Annotated in this window: 21 protein-coding genes; 13 read left to right on the forward strand and 8 right to left on the reverse strand. The window is 63.2% G+C overall.

Annotated elements, in window-relative coordinates; translation table 11 throughout:
• Nucleotides 1-11: 11 nt before the first annotated feature.
• The 6 genes from QTL95_RS13610 to QTL95_RS13635 form a co-directional block, all read right to left on the reverse strand.
• A complete protein-coding gene (locus QTL95_RS13610; RefSeq protein ID WP_289720499.1) occupies nt 12-1,640 on the reverse strand; it encodes an ABC transporter ATP-binding protein in 1,629 nt (542 codons plus the stop codon).
• Entirely contained in the window at nt 1,640-2,125 is a 486-nt protein-coding gene (locus QTL95_RS13615) for a type II toxin-antitoxin system VapC family toxin (protein WP_289720500.1), read from the reverse strand. The genes QTL95_RS13610 and QTL95_RS13615 overlap by 1 nt, the downstream gene beginning before the upstream one ends.
• A complete protein-coding gene (locus QTL95_RS13620) occupies nt 2,122-2,418 on the reverse strand; it encodes a hypothetical protein (RefSeq protein ID WP_289720501.1) in 297 nt (98 codons plus the stop codon). Before QTL95_RS13620 ends, QTL95_RS13615 begins: the two co-directional genes overlap by 4 nt.
• A 70-nt stretch (nt 2,419-2,488) precedes the next feature.
• Nucleotides 2,489-3,637 carry an ABC transporter permease gene (locus tag QTL95_RS13625; RefSeq protein ID WP_289720609.1) on the reverse strand — a complete coding sequence of 383 codons (1,149 nt, stop codon included), beginning with the start codon at nt 3,635-3,637 and terminating at the stop codon, nt 2,489-2,491.
• Complete coding sequence (locus tag QTL95_RS13630; protein WP_018899212.1) at nt 3,637-4,728, reverse strand: microcin C ABC transporter permease YejB; 1,092 nt, start codon at nt 4,726-4,728, stop codon at nt 3,637-3,639. The genes QTL95_RS13625 and QTL95_RS13630 overlap by 1 nt, the downstream gene beginning before the upstream one ends.
• 158 nt (nt 4,729-4,886) lie before the next feature.
• Entirely contained in the window at nt 4,887-6,725 is a 1,839-nt protein-coding gene (locus QTL95_RS13635) for an extracellular solute-binding protein (protein ID WP_289720502.1), read from the reverse strand.
• A 208-nt stretch (nt 6,726-6,933) separates the two neighbouring features.
• Between QTL95_RS13635 and mepA the strand changes: the two genes are divergently transcribed.
• From mepA to QTL95_RS13665, 6 genes are all read left to right on the forward strand, one after another.
• A complete protein-coding gene (gene mepA / locus QTL95_RS13640; protein ID WP_289720503.1) occupies nt 6,934-8,004 on the forward strand; it encodes a penicillin-insensitive murein endopeptidase in 1,071 nt (356 codons plus the stop codon).
• Between the two features lie 95 nt (nt 8,005-8,099).
• On the forward strand, nt 8,100-8,483 hold the full coding sequence (locus QTL95_RS13645) for a methylglyoxal synthase (protein ID WP_289720504.1): 384 nt from the start codon (nt 8,100-8,102) through the stop codon (nt 8,481-8,483).
• A gap of 32 nt (nt 8,484-8,515) precedes the next feature.
• Nucleotides 8,516-9,547: a glucokinase gene (locus QTL95_RS13650; protein ID WP_289720505.1), complete on the forward strand. Its 1,032-nt coding sequence runs from the start codon at nt 8,516-8,518 to the stop codon at nt 9,545-9,547.
• A gap of 93 nt (nt 9,548-9,640) precedes the next feature.
• A complete protein-coding gene (locus tag QTL95_RS13655) occupies nt 9,641-11,428 on the forward strand; it encodes an ABC transporter ATP-binding protein (protein WP_289720506.1) in 1,788 nt (595 codons plus the stop codon).
• Between the two features lie 23 nt (nt 11,429-11,451).
• Complete coding sequence (gene dapB, locus QTL95_RS13660; protein ID WP_289720507.1) at nt 11,452-12,276, forward strand: 4-hydroxy-tetrahydrodipicolinate reductase; 825 nt, start codon at nt 11,452-11,454, stop codon at nt 12,274-12,276.
• A gap of 21 nt (nt 12,277-12,297) precedes the next feature.
• The gene (locus QTL95_RS13665; protein ID WP_289720508.1) at nt 12,298-12,933 is read left to right on the forward strand and encodes a 2,3-bisphosphoglycerate-dependent phosphoglycerate mutase; all 636 of its coding nucleotides are present in this window, start codon (nt 12,298-12,300) and stop codon (nt 12,931-12,933) included.
• A gap of 63 nt (nt 12,934-12,996) precedes the next feature.
• Here the strand turns inward: QTL95_RS13665 and QTL95_RS13670 are convergent, their stop codons facing one another.
• Entirely contained in the window at nt 12,997-13,410 is a 414-nt protein-coding gene (locus QTL95_RS13670; RefSeq protein WP_289720509.1) for a winged helix-turn-helix transcriptional regulator, read from the reverse strand.
• Nucleotides 13,411-13,497: 87 nt separating this feature from the next.
• Here QTL95_RS13670 and QTL95_RS13675 point away from each other — a divergent pair, with 87 nt between their 5' ends.
• Nucleotides 13,498-14,364, forward strand: a complete 867-nt coding sequence (locus QTL95_RS13675) for an oxidoreductase (RefSeq protein WP_289720510.1) — start codon at nt 13,498-13,500, stop codon at nt 14,362-14,364.
• 83 nt (nt 14,365-14,447) lie between these two features.
• Nucleotides 14,448-14,606 (forward strand): hypothetical protein, encoded by a 159-nt coding sequence (locus QTL95_RS13680; RefSeq protein ID WP_289720511.1) that lies wholly within the window; start codon nt 14,448-14,450, stop codon nt 14,604-14,606.
• An 8-nt stretch (nt 14,607-14,614) separates the two neighbouring features.
• Here the strand turns inward: QTL95_RS13680 and phnF are convergent, their stop codons facing one another.
• Entirely contained in the window at nt 14,615-15,346 is a 732-nt protein-coding gene (gene phnF, locus QTL95_RS13685; protein ID WP_289720512.1) for a phosphonate metabolism transcriptional regulator PhnF, read from the reverse strand.
• Between the two features lie 116 nt (nt 15,347-15,462).
• Between phnF and phnG the strand changes: the two genes are divergently transcribed.
• From phnG to phnK, 5 genes are all read left to right on the forward strand, one after another.
• Nucleotides 15,463-15,939 (forward strand): phosphonate C-P lyase system protein PhnG, encoded by a 477-nt coding sequence (gene phnG / locus QTL95_RS13690; protein ID WP_289720513.1) that lies wholly within the window; start codon nt 15,463-15,465, stop codon nt 15,937-15,939.
• Nucleotides 15,939-16,562: a phosphonate C-P lyase system protein PhnH gene (gene phnH / locus QTL95_RS13695; protein ID WP_289720514.1), complete on the forward strand. Its 624-nt coding sequence runs from the start codon at nt 15,939-15,941 to the stop codon at nt 16,560-16,562. The genes phnG and phnH overlap by 1 nt, the downstream gene beginning before the upstream one ends.
• Nucleotides 16,563-16,565: 3 nt before the next feature.
• Nucleotides 16,566-17,675 (forward strand): carbon-phosphorus lyase complex subunit PhnI, encoded by a 1,110-nt coding sequence (locus QTL95_RS13700; RefSeq protein ID WP_289720515.1) that lies wholly within the window; start codon nt 16,566-16,568, stop codon nt 17,673-17,675.
• Nucleotides 17,672-18,547, forward strand: a complete 876-nt coding sequence (locus QTL95_RS13705; protein WP_289720516.1) for an alpha-D-ribose 1-methylphosphonate 5-phosphate C-P-lyase PhnJ — start codon at nt 17,672-17,674, stop codon at nt 18,545-18,547. Before QTL95_RS13700 ends, QTL95_RS13705 begins: the two co-directional genes overlap by 4 nt.
• A gap of 154 nt (nt 18,548-18,701) precedes the next feature.
• Nucleotides 18,702-19,478 carry a phosphonate C-P lyase system protein PhnK gene (gene phnK, locus QTL95_RS13710; protein ID WP_289720517.1) on the forward strand — a complete coding sequence of 259 codons (777 nt, stop codon included), beginning with the start codon at nt 18,702-18,704 and terminating at the stop codon, nt 19,476-19,478.
• Nucleotides 19,479-19,539: the final 61 nt, after the last annotated feature.

Raw genomic sequence — 19,539 nt, forward strand, 5'->3', positions numbered from 1 at the left:
CTCTGATGTCGTTAGTGCTGCACTGCGGGCGTCGGCCGCGCCTCGATGTTGAAGGCGGCCGCCATCAGTGCTTTCGTATAGTCGTCCTTTGGCGCGCGGAAGATATCGGCCGATGGCCCCTGCTCCACCACCTTGCCGAAGCGCATGACGATCACCTCGTTCGCCAGCGCCTTCACCACCTTGAGATCGTGGCTGATGAAGAGATAGGCGAGGTCGTGCTTTTGCTGCAGGTCGCGCAGGAGGTCGACCACTTGCGCCTGCACGCTCATGTCGAGCGCCGATGTAGGCTCGTCGAGCATCACGAAGCGCGGCTTCAGCACCATGGCGCGGGCGATCGCGATACGCTGCCGCTGGCCGCCGGAGAATTCGTGCGGATAGCGCCAGCGGGTGGCGGGGTCGAGCCCCACTTCCTCCAGCGCCCAGCAGACGCGCCGGTCGCGCTCCTCGTAGGAAAGCCCGCGCTCGTGCACCTTCAGCCCCTCAGCGATGATATCGCCCACCGACATGCGCGGGCTGAGCGAGCCGTAAGGATCCTGGAACACCACCTGCAGCTGGTTGCGTAGCGGCCGCATCTCTGTAAATGAATAGCTCGCTATATCCTTGCCGACGAAGCTGATCCGCCCCTCGGACGAGATCAGCCGGGTCAAGGCCAGCCCGAGCGTCGTCTTGCCCGATCCGGATTCGCCGACCACGCCCAGCGTCTGCCCGGCGCGTAGCGAAAGATCGATCCCATCGACCGCTTTCACGTGATCCACCACCTTGCGCATCAATCCTGCCTTGATCGGGAACCAGACCTTGATATCCGATCCCTGCATGACGATCGGCTTGGAACTGTCGGCAAGCGGTGGCTCGCCTCGCGGCTCCGACGCCAGCAGATGGCGCGTATACTCATGCTGCGGGTTGCTGAAGACCTCCTCGACCGTGCCGGTCTCGACGATCTTGCCCTTGGTCATCACGCAGACCCGGTCCGCGAACTTGCGCACGATGCCGAGGTCGTGGGTGATGAACAGCATCGACATCCCATGCTGGCCCTTCAGCTGCCGCAAGAGCTCGAGGATCTGCGCCTGCACGGTGACGTCGAGCGCCGTCGTCGGCTCGTCGGCGATCAGCAGTTCCGGCCGGTTGGCGAGCGCCATGGCAATCATCACGCGCTGCCGCTGCCCGCCTGACAGCTCATGAGGATAGGCCTTCAGCCGCTTCTCCGGCTCGCGGATCCCCACTTGGTTCAAGAGCTCAAGTACCCGCGTGCGCGCCGCCTGACCCTTCAGGCCCTGGTGCAGCTCGAGGATCTCGGCGATCTGCTTCTCGATATTGTGCAGCGGATTGAGCGAGGTCATCGGCTCCTGAAAGATCATCGTAATGTCGTTGCCGCGCACCTCGCGCAGCGCCTTGTCGGATGCCTTGAGCAGGTCCTTGCCCTTGAACAGGATTTCGCCCGAGGGATGGCTGGCCGAGGGGTAGGGCAGCAGCCGCAGGATCGAATTGGCCGACACCGATTTCCCCGAGCCGGACTCTCCTACCAGCGCCACCACCTCGCCCTTGGCGACGTCGAAGGAAATGCCATCCACAGCCACGGATGTCGCGCCGCCCTGATGGAAGGCGACGGATAGATTGCGGACGGACAGCAAGGGTTCGGACATCAGGACAGGCTCTCGATCAGGGAGGTCAGGGTGGCGTCGTCGGGGCGGAGAACAACAAGAGGAGCAGCGGCCGCATCTTCCGGCAAGCTGTATGGCCCGCGGATGCCCAGATCGGCGCTCAGAAAATGCGAGCAGCCGGTTTGCAAGGCCGTCGCTATGTGAATCGCGTCAGGCAGCTTCAGATTGCCGCTCCCTGCACACATCATTGCCGCATAGCGAAGAATTGTCCGGTCCACCGGCAAAACGCTTAGCCACTCGCTGGTTTTCAGCATGTCATCGTAAACCGCCAAGGCTTCGTCATCTTTCGCCTTATAGGGTTTCACGATCAGTTCGGAATACGTCAATTCGCTGGTAGAAAAATAAGGTTCTGATTGTTTATCCCGCGCCAACATAAGCAGGGTCTCGAGCTGTCGGGTCGCGGGGCCACCTTCGAATAGGTCGATGAAGATATTCGTATCTAAATATAGATGCGGCGGCGGGTTCATTCATCGTCCCATTCGTCACGCAAAGCCCGGATGCGCGCAACGGCCTCTTCCGTAGTGACGCCTTCTGGGTGGTGCCTCTGATATTCCCGAATTCTTTTAATAAGCTCGGCCGCGGTCATCGGCTTTCGAGGTTCGTCTTGGAACTCGCTTAGGCCAGGGTAAAGGTTGCGATCGAGGCTGGTTTTTCCCTCAACCTCAACGACAATACGCACCGTCGCCACATCCCCCAACCCCTCCCTGAGATCCTCGGGAAGGTTGGCGACAGGATAATGATCACGCACAATCTTGTTCATGACGGCCACGCTCCAAAAGCTGCAACGCCAGCAACTCTACCCGCAAACCCCTGCCATGACGAGGCCGCCCTCATCCGAAGGTCTTTCTCGGATCGAACGCATCGCGCACCGCCTCGCCGATGAAGATCAACAGCGACAGCATGATCGACATCGCGAAGAAGGCGGTCAGTCCCAGCCATGGCGCCTGCAGGTTGGCCTTGCCCTGGGCGATCATCTCGCCGAGCGAGGGTGAGCCGGGCGGCATGCCGAAGCCGAGGAAGTCGAGCGAGGTCAGGGTCGTGATCGAGCCGGAGAGGATGAAGGGCAGGAAGGTGAGCGTCGCGACCATTGCGTTCGGCAGAAGATGCCGCCACATGATCGTCCGGTTGCCGACGCCGAGCGCGCGCGCAGCGCGCACATACTCGAAATTGCGCGCCCTGAGAAACTCCGCGCGCACCACGCCGACGAAGCCGACCCATGAGAACAACAGCATGATCCCGAGCAACACGAAGAAGCCCGGCGGTAGGATCGCGGCGATGATGAGCAGAATGTAGAGCACCGGCATCGACGACCAGATCTCGATGAAACGCTGCAGCAGAAGATCGGTCCAGCCGCCGAAATAGCCCTGGATCGCCCCCGCCGTCACGCCGACGACGGCCGAGCATATTGTCAGCACCAGCCCGAACAGCACCGAGATGCGGAAACCGTAGATCACGCGGGCAAGCACGTCGCGCGCCTGGTCGTCGGTGCCCAGCCAGTTGAGGTTGTTCCAGGTGCAGTTGGGATCATTCACCCCTTGCGGGTAGCCCGAGCAGCGCTCCTGCTCGCTCATCATCCAGAAGGGCGCGGTCGGCGCCGAATGCGGGATGTTGGAATTGACCGAGCGGTAGGAATAGCGGATCGGCGGCCAGATCATCCAGCCATTGGCCTTGATCTCGTCCGAGATCACGTCGGAGCGGTAGTCGGTTTCGGCCAGGAAGCCGCCGAACTTCTCCTCCGGATAGTTGACGAGAACCGGAAAGAGAATCTCGCCCTTGTAGGAGGCGATGATCGGCCGGTCGTTGGCGATGAACTCGGCGCAGAGGCTGAGCCCGAACAGCAGAAGGAACAGCCAGAGCGACCAGTAGCCGCGCCGGTTGGCCTTGAAGTTCTTCCAGCGGCGGATGTTGGTCGGCGACAAGAGCCCCTTGCGCGGCGGCTTGACGGGAGTGGCGGTGGCGGGCTTGGCGGCGGTGTCCATCACACGTCCCTCCGCTCGAAGTCGATGCGCGGATCGATCCAGGTGTAGATCAGGTCGGAGATCAGGCTGACGAACAGGCCGAGCAGCGAGAAGATGTACAGTGTCGCGAACACGATCGGATAGTCGCGGTTGACCACCGAGAGGTAGCCTAGCCGCCCCAGCCCGTCGAGCGAGAAGATGTTCTCGATCAGCAGCGATCCGGTGAAGAAGGCCGAGATGAATGCGCCGGGAAAGCCGGCGATGATGATCAGCATGGCGTTGCGGAACACATGGCCGTAGAGCACCTTGCGCTCGTTCAGCCCCTTGGCGCGCGCGGTCACCACATACTGCTTCTTGATCTCCTCGATGAAGGAGTTCTTCGTCAGCAGCGTCGTCGTCGCAAACGCCGCCAGCGACAGCGAGATTAGCGGCAGCGCCAGATGCCAGAAATAGTCGAGCGGCTTCTGCCACCATGAAAGCTGGTCGAAGTTGTCGGAGACGAGCCCGCGGAGCGGGAACCAGTCGTAGAAGGACCCGCCGGCGAAGAGCACGATCAGCAGGATACCGAACAGGAAGCTCGGAACGGCATAGCCGATGATGATCACGCCCGAGGTCCAGACGTCGAAGGTCGAGCCGTCCTTCACCGCCTTGCGGATGCCGAGCGGAATGGAGATGCCGTAGGAGAAGATCATGATCCAGATGCCAAGCGAGGCCGAGACCGGCAGCTTGTCCTTGATCAGGTCGAGAACGGACGTGTTGCGGAAGAAGCTCTCGCCGAAATCGAAGCGGATATAGTTCCACATCATCTCGCCGAAGCGTGTCAGCGGCGGCTTGTCGAAGCCGAACTGCTTCTCGAGCTTCTTGATCAGCTCCGGATCGAGCCCCTGAGCGCCGCGATACTTCGAGCCGCCTTCATCCATGCCAGATCCCATCAGGTCGCCGCCGCCGCCCGAGAGGCGGGCGTCCGCGCCCTGCGCGTCGCCGGTCAGCTGCGCGATCACCTGTTCGACAGGCCCGCCCGGCGCGAACTGGATGACGGTAAACGAGATGGCCATGATGCCGATAATGGTCGGGATCATCAGAAGCAGGCGGCGAAGGATATAGGCTCCCATCAGCGAGCGGCCTCCGGGGAGTTCTGTCGTAGGCTGTCCAGTCTAACGCCGTTCAATCGTCAAGCCTTCCTCTGCCGGTCAATACCGGCGCTGATCATGGTCCGAAGTGATTCGGCTGGCCCATTTGGAGCCCAGCCGTCAGGCCAATGCAAGTCCGCTCATTTCTTGGCGGAAGACGACCACCAGACGTCGGGGAAGCCGGTCGCATAGGTCGGGTAATCGGCCGGTCGGGTAATCGTATTCCAGTAGGCGATGGACTGCGTGCCGCGATAAAACAGCGGGATTACATAGTGCCCCGCCATCAGCACTCGGTCGAGCGCCTTGATCGCCGCCACCTGCTCGTCGCGATCAGGCGCGAAGATCACCATGCGGATCAACGAGTCGACGGCAGGGTCGGAAACGCCGGCATAGTTGCGCGAGCCCTGCTGGTTGGCGGAGCCCGAACCCCAGTAATCCGCCTGCTCGTTGCCAGGGTTCATCGTCTGTGCCCACACGTTCCAGATCATGTCGTAGTCGAAGCTGCGCACCCGGTTGGTATATTGAGAGGCATCCACGGTGCGCACCCGCGCATCGATGCCGATCTTCTTGAGGTTGTTGGTGTAGGGCACCGCCCAGCGCTCCAGCATCGGGCTCGAAAGCAGGATCTCGAAGCTCATCGGCTTGCCGGTCTTGGTGTTGACCATGCGGTTGCCTTTGATCTCCCAGCCTGCTTCCTTGAGCAGCTTGATCGCGGTGCGCAGGTTGTCGCGGCTTTTCTGCGGGTCGCCGCCGACGGGGTTCGAATAGGCGGTGGTGAAGACCGAAGGCGAAAGCTTGTCCTTGAGGCCGTTCAGAATCTCCAGTTCGCGTCCTTCAGGCAGACCGGAGGAGGCGAGCTCGGTGTTCCAGAAATAGCTGTCGATACGCTTGTAGCTGTTGAAGGCGACGGTGCGGTTCAGTTCCTCGAAATCGAAGCCGTAGTTCAGCGCGTCGCGCACCTTCTCGTCCTTGAAGATGTCGCGGCGGGTATTCGGCACCAGCGCCTGCATGATACCGGTGGCGCGCAGCGCATTCGCCACGTCCTCCTTCTTTACGCGCCCTTCCTTGACGGCGGGAAAATCATAGCCGGTCGCCCATCGCGCCGCTTGCGTCTCCTGCCAGTAATCGCTGTTGCCGGCGCGGAAGGCCTCGAACTCAACATCGCGGTCGCCGTAATAGGTGTAGGTGATCGAGCCGAAATTGTTCTGCCCGACATTCACGTTGAGGTCCTTGCCCCAGTAGTCGTCGCGCAACTCGTAGCGGATCGTGGACCCTGCCGAGAAAGCGGCGATCTTGTAGGGCCCGGATCCCATGACAGGTTCCAGCGTCGTCTTAGCGATATCGCGCGGCTTGCCGTCCGGGCCTGTGCCCTCCCACCAGTGCTTCGGCACCACGACCAGCTGCCCCAGGATGTTGGGCAGCTCCTTGTTGTTCTTCTCGTCGAAGGTGAAGGTCACGTCGCGCTCGCCCGATTTCTCGGCCTTCACCACATGCTTGTAGTAGTTGGAGGCGAGCGGGTTCAGTTCCTTCACCTTGTCGAAGCTGAAGATCACGTCTTCGGGCGTCACCGGCTTGCCATCCGCCCACTTTGCCTCGGCGCGCAGCCGGAAGGTCGCGCTCGATACGTCGTCGGGATAGGAAAGCCCCTCCGCCAGCAGCCCGTATGAGGCGAGCAGTTCGTCGTCCGCCGATTTCATCAGCGTCTCGAACGGCAGCGTCAGGCCGACTGCGGCCTCGCCTTTGGAAAGCAGCGGGTTGAACGTATCGTAGGTGCCGGATGCCGAAAGCTTGAGATTGCCACCCTTCGGCGCATCCGGGTTCACATAGTCGAAGTGCTTGAAGCCCGGCTTGTATTTGAGCTCGCTGATGACCGAGCTGCCGATCCGGAAGGTCGGCTCCTGGGCCGCGGCCTGCAGGGGCAGGGCGGCTGCGCCCAACAGAGAAAACACCAAACCAAGTCTCGACCACGCACGCGCCATTCGCCAGCCCCAATTGTTTCGCTTTTTGCGAGGATAGGCGAAATGCTGGCGAAAAACAGGTGACGTCACCTTTTTTATCCGGCTCGCGTGATTGTGACCGCTGGGACATTGAAATCATCGATTCACCAAAATCGCTTTTCACGATAAATCTAGGTGCAAATCACTCGACCCATCGACATCGGTCGTCGGCAGCAGTTCAGGACACGGCATGGCTTTCCGCATCGCGCAGGCGCTTTCTTCAATCGGTAAATTGGCGCTGGCCGCCGCCATCGGCGCCAGCCTCGTCGCCGGCGATGTCGTCGCCCAGCAGAAACAGCCGAGCCCCGGCAGCGCCAAGGCGATCTTCGGCGGCGTTCAGCTGCCCACTCAGGGTGGTCCGCAACCCTTCGGCTTCTACGCCAAAGGCTGCATGGCCGGTGCCGAGGCGCTTCCGACGGATGGTCCGAATTGGCAGGCCATGCGCCTGTCGCGCAATCGTCGCTGGGGCAATCCGGCGATGTTGTCCGTTATCGAGCAGCTGTCGCGCGACGCCGCCAGATATGATGGCTGGCCCGGCCTGCTGGTCGGCGATATCGCCCAGCCGCGCGGCGGCCCGATGTTCAACGGCCACGCCTCGCACCAGATCGGCCTCGACGCCGATATCTGGCTGACGCCGATGCCGGCCTACCGCATGACGGCAGAACAGCGGGAAACGCTGCCCTTCACCACGATGCTGCAGAAGAACGCGTTCCTGACGATCAACCCGAACGTCTGGACGCCCGCTCACGCGCGCCTGCTGATGCGCGCCGCGAGCTACCCGCAGGTCGAGCGCATCTTCGTCAATCCGGCGATCAAGAAGAAGATGTGCGACACCTGGACCGGCGATCGCACCAATCTCGGCAAGCTTCGCCCCGAATACGGTCACGATTCCCATTTCCACATCCGCATCAAGTGCCCGCCGGGTGCCGCCGGCTGCAAGCCGCAGGCACCTGTCGCATCGGGTGACGGCTGCGACAAGTCGCTCGCCTGGTGGTTCAGCCCCGCCCCCTGGGCCAAGCCCAAGCCGCCGAAGCCGGATGCCAAGCCGGTCAAGCCGCGCGAGGTCATGGTGTCGGATTTGCCCAAAGCCTGCCAGGCGGTCCTCGATGCGCCGTCGGTCTCGTCCGTGCGTGCGGCGACCTATGGCGGCGGCTCCGCCGCCGAGGCGCTTGGTGTTGCGCCGGCCGCCGAGCCCGCGGCGTCGGACGAGGAATTGCCGCCGGTGGGGCCGGTTCCGGACGACAAGCCGGGCTTTCAGTGAACCGCATGATCCTGCCCTTTCAAAGCCGGATCGCTTCGTATAGAAGCGGTCAAATCGATTGAATTTTGCCTGGTTTTTTTGAGGAGGAGCTTCTGATGGCCGGCCGCAAGTGCCTAGCGCTCATCGCGCATGACCAGAAGAAGGACGACATGGCGGCGTTCGCCCGGCGCAACGAGGCGATTCTCGCCGCCAACTGGCGGATCGTCGCGACCGGCACCACCGGCGGTCGCGTACTGGAAGCAGCTCCCAGCCTCGATGTCACGCGCCTGAAGAGTGGCCCGCTTGGCGGCGACCAGCAGATCGGCGCTCTGATCGCCACCGGCGAGGCCGATGCTTTGATCTTCTTCGTCGATCCCCTGACCCCCATGCCTCATGATGTCGACGTCAAGGCGCTGATGCGTCTTGCCATCGTCTATGATATCCCAATGGCGCTCAACGAGGCGACGGCCGACAGGCTGATCGCGGACCTTCACGCTTGAACGCCACGCCGGCGCACATAACGGAACATGCCATGCATCAGCTCGATACCAGCGACGCCTCCATGCCTTTCCCGATCCTGATCGGCGATATCGGCGGCACCAATGCCCGTTTCGCGATCATCGAAAACGCGACGGCCGAACAGGTCAATTTCCCGAACGTGCGCACCGCCGATTTCGAAACCATCGACGACGCCATCCGCGCCACGATCCTGGAGAAAAGCGCGATCAAACCGCGCTCGGCGATTCTGGCCGTCGCCGGCCCGATCAATGACGACGAAATTCCGCTGACCAACTGCGACTGGGTCGTGCGCCCGAAGTCGATGATCGAGAACCTCGGCATCGAAGATGTCCTGGTCGTCAACGATTTTGAAGCCCAGGCGCTGGCCATCTCCGATCTTGCCGCCGAGCACCGCGAACGTCTCGGCGATCCGGCTGCGCACGAGGACATGGTTGCGTCCCGTGTCGTGCTCGGACCCGGTACCGGCCTCGGCGTTGGCGGTCTGGTTCATGCGCGCGGTGCGTGGATCCCGGTCCCCGGCGAGGGCGGCCACGTCGATCTCGGACCGCGCAGCAAGCGCGATCTCGAGATCTTCCCGCATGTCGAAACCATTGAGGGCCGCGTCTCCGCTGAGCAGATTCTGTCTGGCCGCGGCATCGTCAACCTCTATCGCGCCGTCTGTGCGGCCGATGGCATCGTGCCCAAATACAGCGACCCGGCGGACATCACCTCGCATGCGCTTGCTGAGAGCGATCCGGTTGCCGTCGAGACCATTTCGCTGTTTTCGACCTATCTTGGTCGTGTCGCCGGCGATATGGCGATGATCTTCATGGCGCGCGGCGGCGTCTTCCTCTCCGGCGGCATCAGCCAGAAGATTCTGGGCGCGCTGCGCAAGCCGGAATTCCGCGCCGCCTTCGAGGACAAGGCGCCGCATTCCGCGCTTCTTTCGACCATCCCGACCTATGTCGTCACGCACCCGCTGGCAGCACTTTCAGGTCTGTCGTCCTACGCCCGCCGTCCCGACAGCTTCGGCGTTTCCACCGATGGCCGTCGCTGGGGTCGCTAGCCCGACCCTAGCCAAGCCGGCCCCAACTCTTTATAGAGCCGCGCGAGCGCACACTGTCATGACGACGGGTGTGACCGATACGAGAGCCTGAATTTGCGTCCATCCGAAGCCCAGCAGAAGCCTGTCAACAGCGACAGCATCACCAGCATTCTCAAGCGCATCATCGCTGAGAATGGCCGTGATCATGTCTGGGGCTATGCCGGCGCGATCAGCTGTCTTGTGATCGTCGCGCTGTCGACGGCCTTCACGGCCTGGATCATGAAGTCGATCATCAACGAGGCCTTCGCGAACCGTCGCGCCGATCTCGTCGCGATCATCTGCCTGTCGATCTTCATCGCTTTCGTCATGCGCGGTTTCGCGAGCTACGGGCAGGCGGTCATCCTCTCGAAGATCGGCAACAACATCGTTGCGCGCTATCAGCAGCGCACCTATTCGCACCTGATGAAGCTCTCCCTCGGCTTCTACAACCAGGCGCGTTCCGCCCGTATCGTCGCCCAGGTAAACCAGAACATCGGCGGTATCCGCGATGTGATGAACCTCACCGTCACTTCGACGGTTCGCGACATGCTGACCTTCATCTCGCTGCTCGGCGTCATGGTGATCCAGGATCCGCTGCTCAGCCTCGCGGTCTTCATAACCGCTCCGCCGCTGCTTTATGCGTTGCGCTACGTGTCCAAGCGCCTGCGCACGGCCACCAAGGAAGCTGTTCACGTCAATACCCATGTCGTCGGCGCCATGCAGGAGACCATCCAGGGCATCGCCATTGTCAAGGCCTTCACGATGGAGGCCGAGCTTGAGCGTAAGGTCAACAAGCTGATCGGCACCGCCGAAAGTCGTGCCAACCGCATTGCCCGCCTGTCGGAGCGCACCGCGCCGCTGACGGAGAGCTTCGCCGGCTTCGCGGTGGCGAGCGTACTCGCCTATGCCGCCTATCGCTCGATCTATAACAACGTTCCTCCGGGCGCCTTCTTCTCCTTCGTGACAGCGCTGCTGCTTGCCTACGACCCCGCCCGCCGCCTGGCCCGCCTGCAGGTGCAGATGGAGCGCGCCGTGGTCAACGCGCGCATGCTGTACGAACTGCTCGACATGCAGCCGCACCAGCGCGATCTGCCGGATGCCAAGTCCCTCGTCGTCACAAAGGCGCATATCGAGTTCCGCGACGTCACCTTCGCCTATGGCGACGACAATGTGCTGAACGGCGTCAGCTTCGTGGCCGAAGGCGGCAAGACCACCGCGCTGGTCGGCCCGTCGGGCGCCGGCAAGTCGACGATCATCACGCTCGTGCCGCGCTTCTTCGATCCGAAATCCGGCGATATCCTCATCGATGGCCAGGACATCGCGCATGTGACCAAGCAGTCGCTGCGCGAGCAGCTGGCCTATGTGTCGCAACAGCCCTATCTGTTCGAGGGTTCGATCCGCGACAACATCCGCTACGGCCGCCCAGAGGCGACGGATGCCGAATGCGAGGAAGCCGCGCGGCTGGCTTATGCGCATGATTTCATCCTCGCCCAGCCGCAAGGCTACGAAACGCCCGTCGGCGAAAACGGCGTGACGCTTTCCGGGGGGCAGCGCCAGCGCCTGTCGATTGCTCGCGCTCTCGTCCGCAACGCCCCGATCCTGCTTCTCGACGAAGCAACGTCGGCGCTGGACACCGAATCGGAAGCCGCCGTGCAGAAGGCGCTCGACGAGGCCATGGTCGGTCGCACCGTCATCGTCATCGCCCACCGTCTCTCCACTGTGGTCCGCGCCGACAAGATCGTCGTCATGCAGCAGGGTAGGGTGATCGAGGAGGGCAACCACGAGACACTTGCGAAGCGTCCCGACGGACTCTACGCTCGCCTCAACAATCTGCAGAGGCCGGCCGCCTCTGATGCCTATTGATACGTGAATGATGGACGCCTGAGATGAGCGATGCTGCGATGAAGCTGGTAGTGGTTGGTGCAGCGGGTCGCATGGGACAGGCGCTCATCCGCATGGTCGATGAGATCGATGGCGTCACACTGCACGCCGCCGTCGGCCGCCCGGGTTCTCCTTTCATCGGCAAGGACGCCGGCGAGGTATCGGGCCTCGGCCAGAACGGCGTCATCATTGGCGACGATCCCTTGGCAGCCTTCCTGCATGCCGATGGCGTGCTCGATTTCACCACGCCTGATACCACCAATGAATTCGCAGCACTCGCCGCCCAGGCCCGCATCGTCCACATCATCGGCACGACAGGCTGCTCGGTCGAGGACGAACAGAAGATCTCGGCCGCCAGTCGCCACGCCCGCATCGTCAAGTCTGGCAATATGGGCCTCGGCGTCAATCTCCTGAGCGTGCTGGTCGAACAGGCGGCGCGCGCGCTCGACCCCGCCGATTGGGACATCGAAGTTCTCGAAATGCACCACAAGCGCAAGGTCGACGCCCCCTCGGGCACCGCGCTGCTTCTAGGTGAAGCCGCCGCCAAGGGTCGAGGCATCGATCTCGCAGCGCATTCCGTGCGCGTCCGCGACGGCCACACCGGCCCGCGGGAACAGGGCACGATCGGCTTCGCCACGCTGCGCGGCGGCTCCGTCATCGGCGAACATTCCGTCATCTTCGCCGGCGAGGGCGAGCGCGTTTCCATGGCCCACAGCGCCGGCGATCGCTCCATCTTCGCGCGCGGCGCCGTCAAGGCAGCACTTTGGGCGCGCGACAAGAAGCCGGGTCTCTATTCCATGCTCGATGTTCTCGGGCTCTCCCAACACTGATCTCATCAGGAGGAATTTATAATGAGCGGTACCCTCGTCCTCGTTCGCCACGGCCAGAGCGACTGGAACCTGAAGAACCTTTTCACCGGCTGGAAGAACCCGGAGCTCACGGAGCTCGGCGTTCAGGAAGCCAACACCGGCGGCAAGGCGCTCGCCGACTACGGCATCAAGTTCGACATCGCCTTCACCTCGGACCTGAAGCGCGCCCAGGACACGCTGAAGATCATCCTTGAAAACGTCGGCCAGACCGGCCTCGAGACGATCAAGGACCAGGCGCTGAACGAGCGCGACTATGGCGATCTCTCCGGCCTCAACAAGGACGACGCCCGCGCCAAGTGGGGCGAGGAGCAGGTCCACATCTGGCGCCGCTCCTACGACGTTCCCCCTCCGGGTGGCGAAAGCCTGCGCGACACCGGCGCCCGCGTCTGGCCCTATTACCTGACGGAAATCCTGCCTCGCGTGCTGCGTGGCGAAAAGGTGCTTGTCGCAGCCCACGGCAACTCGCTGCGCTCGCTGGTCATGGTCTTGGACAAGCTCACCAAGGAACAGATCCTCGGCGTCAACCTCGCGACCGGCGTTCCCATGGTCTACAAGCTCAACGCCGATAGCACCGTCGCTTCCAAGGAAGTGCTGGGCGACATGTCCGGCGCCCACTAAGCATCGTAGCGCCGCGCGTCTTTTCCGATGCGCGGCGCCTCTCCTGATAGACCGGAAAGTTCCTTAGTTTTTGGGTCCGTTTTCCGTCTGACCCTTCGCCTTCCGCGCCGCCTCGAAGTCCGGCAGCCGGTTGGCGATCCATTGCCAGAGCCCCACTACCTCCACCAGAAGCTCCCCTCCCAGCGGCGTCAGTTCGTATTCCACGCGGGGCGGCACCTGCGGATAGAGCGTGCGCGTCACCAGTCCGTCGGCCTCCAGCGTCCGCAGCGTCTGCGTCAAAACCTTCTGGCTGATGCCTTCCACCCTTTCCAGAACCCGTGAAAACCGCAGCGGCCCCTTGGCCTCCGCCAGAATGTGCATGACCCTCAGCGGCCACTTGGCGCTGGCGCGCTCCAGCATCGCGCGAGCGAGCGCGTCCTCGTCATCCGTCAGCGTCTCGCAGAAGTCGAAGGTGCCGTTTTTGATATTGGTTACCATGAGGTAGGTATAGATCCATCTGGTACCTTCTTTCAAGAAGATACTGTCAGGCTTATATCGCGTCTTGAACGACACAAGGAGACGACGATGTCACAGGTTTGGTTTATCACCGGCAGTTCGCGCGGCCTCGGCAGGGGGCTGGCGGAGGCGGTGCTGATGGCGGGCCACAAGCTGGTCGCGACGGCGCGCAACCCCGCGCAGCTCGACGATCTCAAGCAGCGCTACGGCGATCAGGTGCTGGCCGTCGCGCTCGATGTGACCGACGAGCAATCGGCCGGGCAAGCGGTCAAGGGCGCGGTCGAGCGCTTCGGCCGTCTCGACGTCCTCGTCAACAATGCCGGCTATGGCGACGTTGGATCGATCGAGGATACCGATATGGCCAATTTTCGTGCCCAGATCGAAACCAATCTCTTCGGTACCATCATCGTCACCAAGGCCGCATTGCCTGTCATGCGCGAACAGGGCGCCGGCCATATCGTTCAGGTCTCTTCCGTCGGCGGTCGCATCGGTCCGGCCGGCCGCGCGCCCTATGCGGCGGCCAAATGGGGCGTCGAGGGTTTCTCCGAAGTCTTGAGCCGCGAAGTCGGCCCGCTCGGCGTAAAGGTCACCATCGTCGAGCCCGGCGGCTTCCGCACCGATTTCGCCGGAACGTCCACCACGCTGCGCGAAGGTCGCCCCGAATACGACGAAACCGTCGGCAAGATGGCCCGCTACCAGCGCGACTACGACGGCAGGCAGCCCGGCGACCCGGCAAAAGCCGCCGCTGCCATCATTCACCTCGCCAGCCTCGACAACCCGCCGCTGCGCCTGCCGCTCGGCAGCGACGCCATCCGCGCCATCGAGCAGAACGACGCGCAAAGAGCCGCCGAACACGCCGCCTGGCGCGACCTCAGCGTCTCCACCGACTTCGACGCCGGCAATGGAGCAGGGCACTTTCCGTGGGAGGCGAGGTGAGGGCGCCAAAATACCACCAAGCACGCCTGCTTGAGAGCAGTAGGACTGGGTGTTACGTTCAAGGTCGAGCAGGGAGATAGACCATGACGACCCCGCCTAAATTCAAATCAGATGCCTTCGAGGCTATCCATTCTTCCGCGCAGGCGCTGTTCAAGGTCGGCGGCATCGACAAGGCGACGCTGCAAGGCTTCGATAACGCATGTCTGACGGTGCCCCCGACGATCAAGACACGGAAGGCCTAGGATAGCCCTCAATTCTCGATCGTGAACTGCACCCGATCCGCCGCAAACCGAGTCACCGAATACTGCACCGGCACATCGTCGAGGTCGGTGTTCATCGCCTTGGTGATGAGCACGATCGCGCCCGGCGTTAGTTCCAGCGCCATGAGGTCGGCGGGTTCGGCGTGGGCGGCGGTGATTTCGGTGGTGGCGCGCACATAGTCGGATAGGCCGAGTTTGGCGAAGGCGTGGGTGATCGATTCCGTCTTCTCGTAGGCGTCCGGCATGCCCGCGAAGCGCGTCGCCGGAAACCACGAGGTCGCGCTCGAGACCGGTCGTCCATCCGCCTTGCGCACCGTCTCCAGCCGGATCACGTTTGTACCCGGCGCAAGCTTCAGCCAGCGCGCCACCTCGTCGCTGGCGGCTTCCTCCCCGTGCCCAAGCAGCAGCCCGCGCGTCTCGCGCGCCTGCTCGCCGATGCCGCTGTTGAAGCGCGTGCGCTTGCTGATCGGAAAATTCAGCCGCTCCTTGCGTTCGATCAGCGTGCCGCGACCCTGCACGGCGCGCACGATGCCTTCCTGCGCCAGGGCCGCCAGAGCGCTGCGCACCGTGTGGCGGTTGACGCCGAACTGTGTGGCCAATGTCATCTCCGGCGGCACCATGCCCGTCTCGTCGTAAGCGCCGGCGCTGATCGCCTGGCGTATCCGGTCGGCGATCTGCCGCCACAGCGCCACGCCCGTCTGTCTCTGAACCTGCCCAGCCATTCTAGCCCTTTATCTTATGCGCCCCCGAAATGTCACACGCTTGTCACCTCGGCGATTTAGGTCTAGGTATAGCTTGTATGGTTGTCTATATCAATAGACATTTAAAGGATGTGGCGATGACCTTAGCGGAAATGAACGAGGCTAAAGCCGAGGCCGACAGCGCGCGCAAGCGCACCGTCGATCTGCTCGCCCGCGCCGAGCGGCAGGAGCTGGAAGCGGCTTGGCAGGTATTGGCGGAGAAGCCGGTGGCGCAGCCGGTGCGCGGCCCCGAAACCGGCCTCGTCATGGTGCGCGGCCGCATGGGCGGCGGCGGTGCAGCCTTCAATCTCGGCGAGGTCACGGTAACCCGTGCCACCATACGCCTCTCCTCCGGCACCATCGGCCACGCCCAGGCGCTCGGCACCGATCGCGAAAAGGCTCGCCTCTCGGCCATCTTCGACGCGCTCTGGCAGGAGCCTCATACCCGCGATTTTGTCGAAACCACCCTGCTTGCGCCGATCGCCGCCCGCGTCTCCGATGCCGATAACAGGAAAGCCGACGAGACCGCGGCCACCCGCGTCGATTTCTTCACCATGGTTCGCGGAGACGACTGATGAGCCTCAAGACCGAAACGCACAACGCTGATGCTCTCTCCGGCGGCTTCGCCGAACCGGTGTTCCACGCCCAGAGCGCCTTCAAGCTGATGATGGATGCCATGGCTCGCCCCGGCACCATCCAGACGGTGGCGCCCGATGCCGAGCCGCCGGCACCGCTCGGCGTCGCCGCCGGCGCCATCGCGCTGACGCTGTGCGATCACGACACGCCCGTCTGGCTCTCCTCGGGTCTTGCCAAGTCCGCCGTCCCGCAATGGCTCGGCTTTCACACCGGCGCGTCGGTCACCCCGGAAAAGGCCGAAGCCCGCTTCGCCTTCGTCGAAAGCGGCGCTTCGCTCTCCTCCTTCGGTCTCTTCGCTTCAGGCACGCAGGAGTATCCGGATCGCTCGACGACGCTGGTTATCGAACTGCCTGATCTCGAAGGCGGTCGTCGTCTCGCGCTCATGGGCCCGGGCATCAAGGCTGTCGCCGACGTCGCGCCGCTGGGTCTGCCGGAAACCTTCCTGCATCTGTGGACCGAGAACCGCGCGCTCTTCCCGCGCGGTATCGACATCGTGCTCACCTCGGGCAGCCGTTTCCTTTGCCTTCCCCGCACCACCAAGATCACCGCAACGGAGATGTGACCCATGTATGTTGCCGTCAAGGGTGGCGAGGCCGCCATATCCAATGCCCACCGCCTGCTCGCCGATCGCCGTCGCGGTGATCGCGCGCTTCCCGCCATCGGCATCGAGCAGATCGTCGCGCAGCTGACGCTCGCCGTCGACCGCGTCATGGCCGAAGCCTCGCTCTACGACCGCACGCTGGCGGCGCTCGCCGTGCGCCAGTCGCGCGGTGATATGATCGAGGCGATCTTCCTGCTGCGCGCCTACCGCACCACCCTGCCGCGCTTCGGCTACTCGCAGCCGATCGATACGGCCAAGATGAAGATCGAGCGCCGCGTGTCAGCGACCTACAAGGATCTGCCCGGCGGCCAGCTGCTCGGCCCGACCTTCGATTATACCCACCGCCTGCTCGACCCTTCGCTGCTCGAGGACGGCGCGGTCGAGGAGCCGGTGCTGCGCGAGGCCGAAACCGGCCGCGTCATGCGTGTCTCCGAAATCCTCGCCCATGAGGGGCTGATCGAGGGCGATGGCGAGATGCCCGAGGATCACGAGATCGGCGATCTCACCCGCGAGCCGATGGAATTCCCAATGAGCCGCGATCTGCGCCTGCAGGCGCTCGCCCGTGGCGACGAGGGCTTCTTGCTTGCGCTCGGCTATTCCACCCAGCGCGGCTATGGCCGCAATCACCCCTTCACCGGTGAAATCCGCATCGGTGAGGTCGAGGTGGAGTTCGATGTGCTGGAACTCGGCTTCGCGGTTTCGCTCGGTTCCATCCAGGTCACCGAATGCCAGATGGTCAACCAGTTCAAGGGCTCCTCCAAGGCGCCGCCGCAGTTCACCCGCGGTTACGGCCTGGTCTTCGGCCAGAGCGAGCGCAAGGCCATGTCCATGTCGCTGGTCGATCGTGCCTTGCGGGCAGGCGAGCTCGGCGAGGATATCACCGCGCCCGCACAGGACGAGGAATTCGTCATCTCGCATGCCGATAACGTCCAGTCGACCGGCTTCGTCGAGCATCTGAAGCTGCCGCACTACGTCGATTTCCAGGCCGAGCTCGATCTCGTCCGCCGCATGCGCAACGACTTCGACGCCGCCCGCAATGGTAGCGACGACAGCATCAAGGAGGCAGCCGAATGAGCGATCTCGCCACGTATAACTTCGCCTATCTCGACGAACAGACAAAGCGGATGATCCGCCGCACCATCCTGAAGGCGATCGCCATCCCCGGCTATCAGGTTCCCTTCGCCTCGCGCGAAATGCCGATGCCCTATGGCTGGGGCACCGGCGGCGTGCAGGTCACGGCCTCGATCATCGGCCCGGATGACGTGCTGAAGGTCATCGACCAGGGTGCCGACGACACCACCAACGCCGTCTCCATCCGCGCCTTCTTCCAGAAGGTAGCCAATGTCGCGGTGACGACCCACACCAAGGATGCCACCATCATCCAGACCCGCCACCGCATCCCGGAAGAAAAGCTCGGCGCGGGCCAGGTGCTGGTCTATCAGGTGCCGATCCCCGAGCCGCTGCGCTTCCTCGAGCCGCGCGAGACCGAGACCCGCAAGATGCACGCGCTCGAGGAATACGGCCTCATGCACGTGAAGCTCTACGAGGACATCGCCCATAACGGCCGCATCTCCAAGACCTACGCCTACCCGGTCAAGGTCGCCGGCCGCTACGTCATGGACCCGTCGCCGACGCCGAAGTTCGACAATCCGAAGATGCACATGTCGGATGCGCTTCAGCTCTTCGGCGCCGGCCGCGAAAAACGCATCTACGCCGTCCCACCCTATACCGAAGTCGTCAGCCTCGATTTCGAGGATCATCCCTTCGAGATCCAGCGCTTCGGCAAACCCTGCGCGCTCTGCGGCGCCGAGGACGTCTATCTTGACGAGGTGATCCTGGACGACCAGGGCGGCCGCATGTTCGTCTGTTCGGACACCGATCATTGCGAGGATCGGCGGGAGCAGGGGCATGCGGGTGAATTGCTGGCGCGGGAGGCGGCGGAATGAATTCGATCAACCACAAAGACCCCTCCCCAACCCCTCCCCACAGGGGGGAGGGGCTTCCTCGGCGCTCGCCGCGGGTCCTCTCCCGCCTTGTGGGGGAGATGGCCGGCAGGCCAGAGGGGGACTATAGCCGCACGTTCAACCGGAAGACATCGCCATGACCGACACCCCCCTTCTCAAAGTCAACGACGTCTCGAAATTCTACGGCAACCGCATCGGCTGCAAGAACGTCTCCTTCGAGCTCTGGCCCGGCGAGGTGCTGGCGATCGTCGGTGAATCCGGCTCCGGAAAGACGACGTTGCTCAACTGCATCTCCACCCGTCTGATGCCGACCACGGGAAGCGTCGAGTATCACATGCGCGATGGCCGATACCGCGATCTCTACCACATGAGCGAAGCCGAGCGCCGTTTCCTGATGCGCACCGACTGGGGCTTCGTCCATCAGAATCCGGCTGACGGCCTGCGCATGACGGTGTCTGCCGGTGCCAATGTCGGCGAGCGGTTGATGGCGATCGGCGATCGTCACTATGGCAATATCCGCGCCACCGCGGTCGATTGGCTGAGCCGTGTCGAGATCGACGAGAGCCGCATCGACGACCAGCCGCGCGCCTTCTCCGGCGGCATGCGCCAGCGCCTGCAGATCGCCCGCAACCTCGTCACCGGCCCGCGCCTCGTCTTCATGGACGAGCCGACCGGCGGCCTCGACGTCTCCGTCCAGGCCCGTCTGCTCGATCTCGTTCGCGGCCTCGTCAACGACCTCGGCCTCGCCGCCATCATCGTCACCCACGATCTCGCCGTCGCCCGCCTGCTGTCGCACCGGATGATGGTGATGAAGGACGGCCACGTCATCGAGCATGGCCTGACCGACCGGGTGCTCGACGATCCCCGCGAGCCCTACACCCAGCTCCTCGTGTCCTCGATCCTGCAGGTATAGTTGAGAGCGAAATCTGTAAGCCGGCTAATGGATGCGGATTGTCGCCAGAAAACCAGGGAAA

It is taken from the genome of Rhizobium sp. S152 (assembly GCF_030380735.1).
GTDB lineage: Bacteria > Pseudomonadota > Alphaproteobacteria > Rhizobiales > Rhizobiaceae > Rhizobium.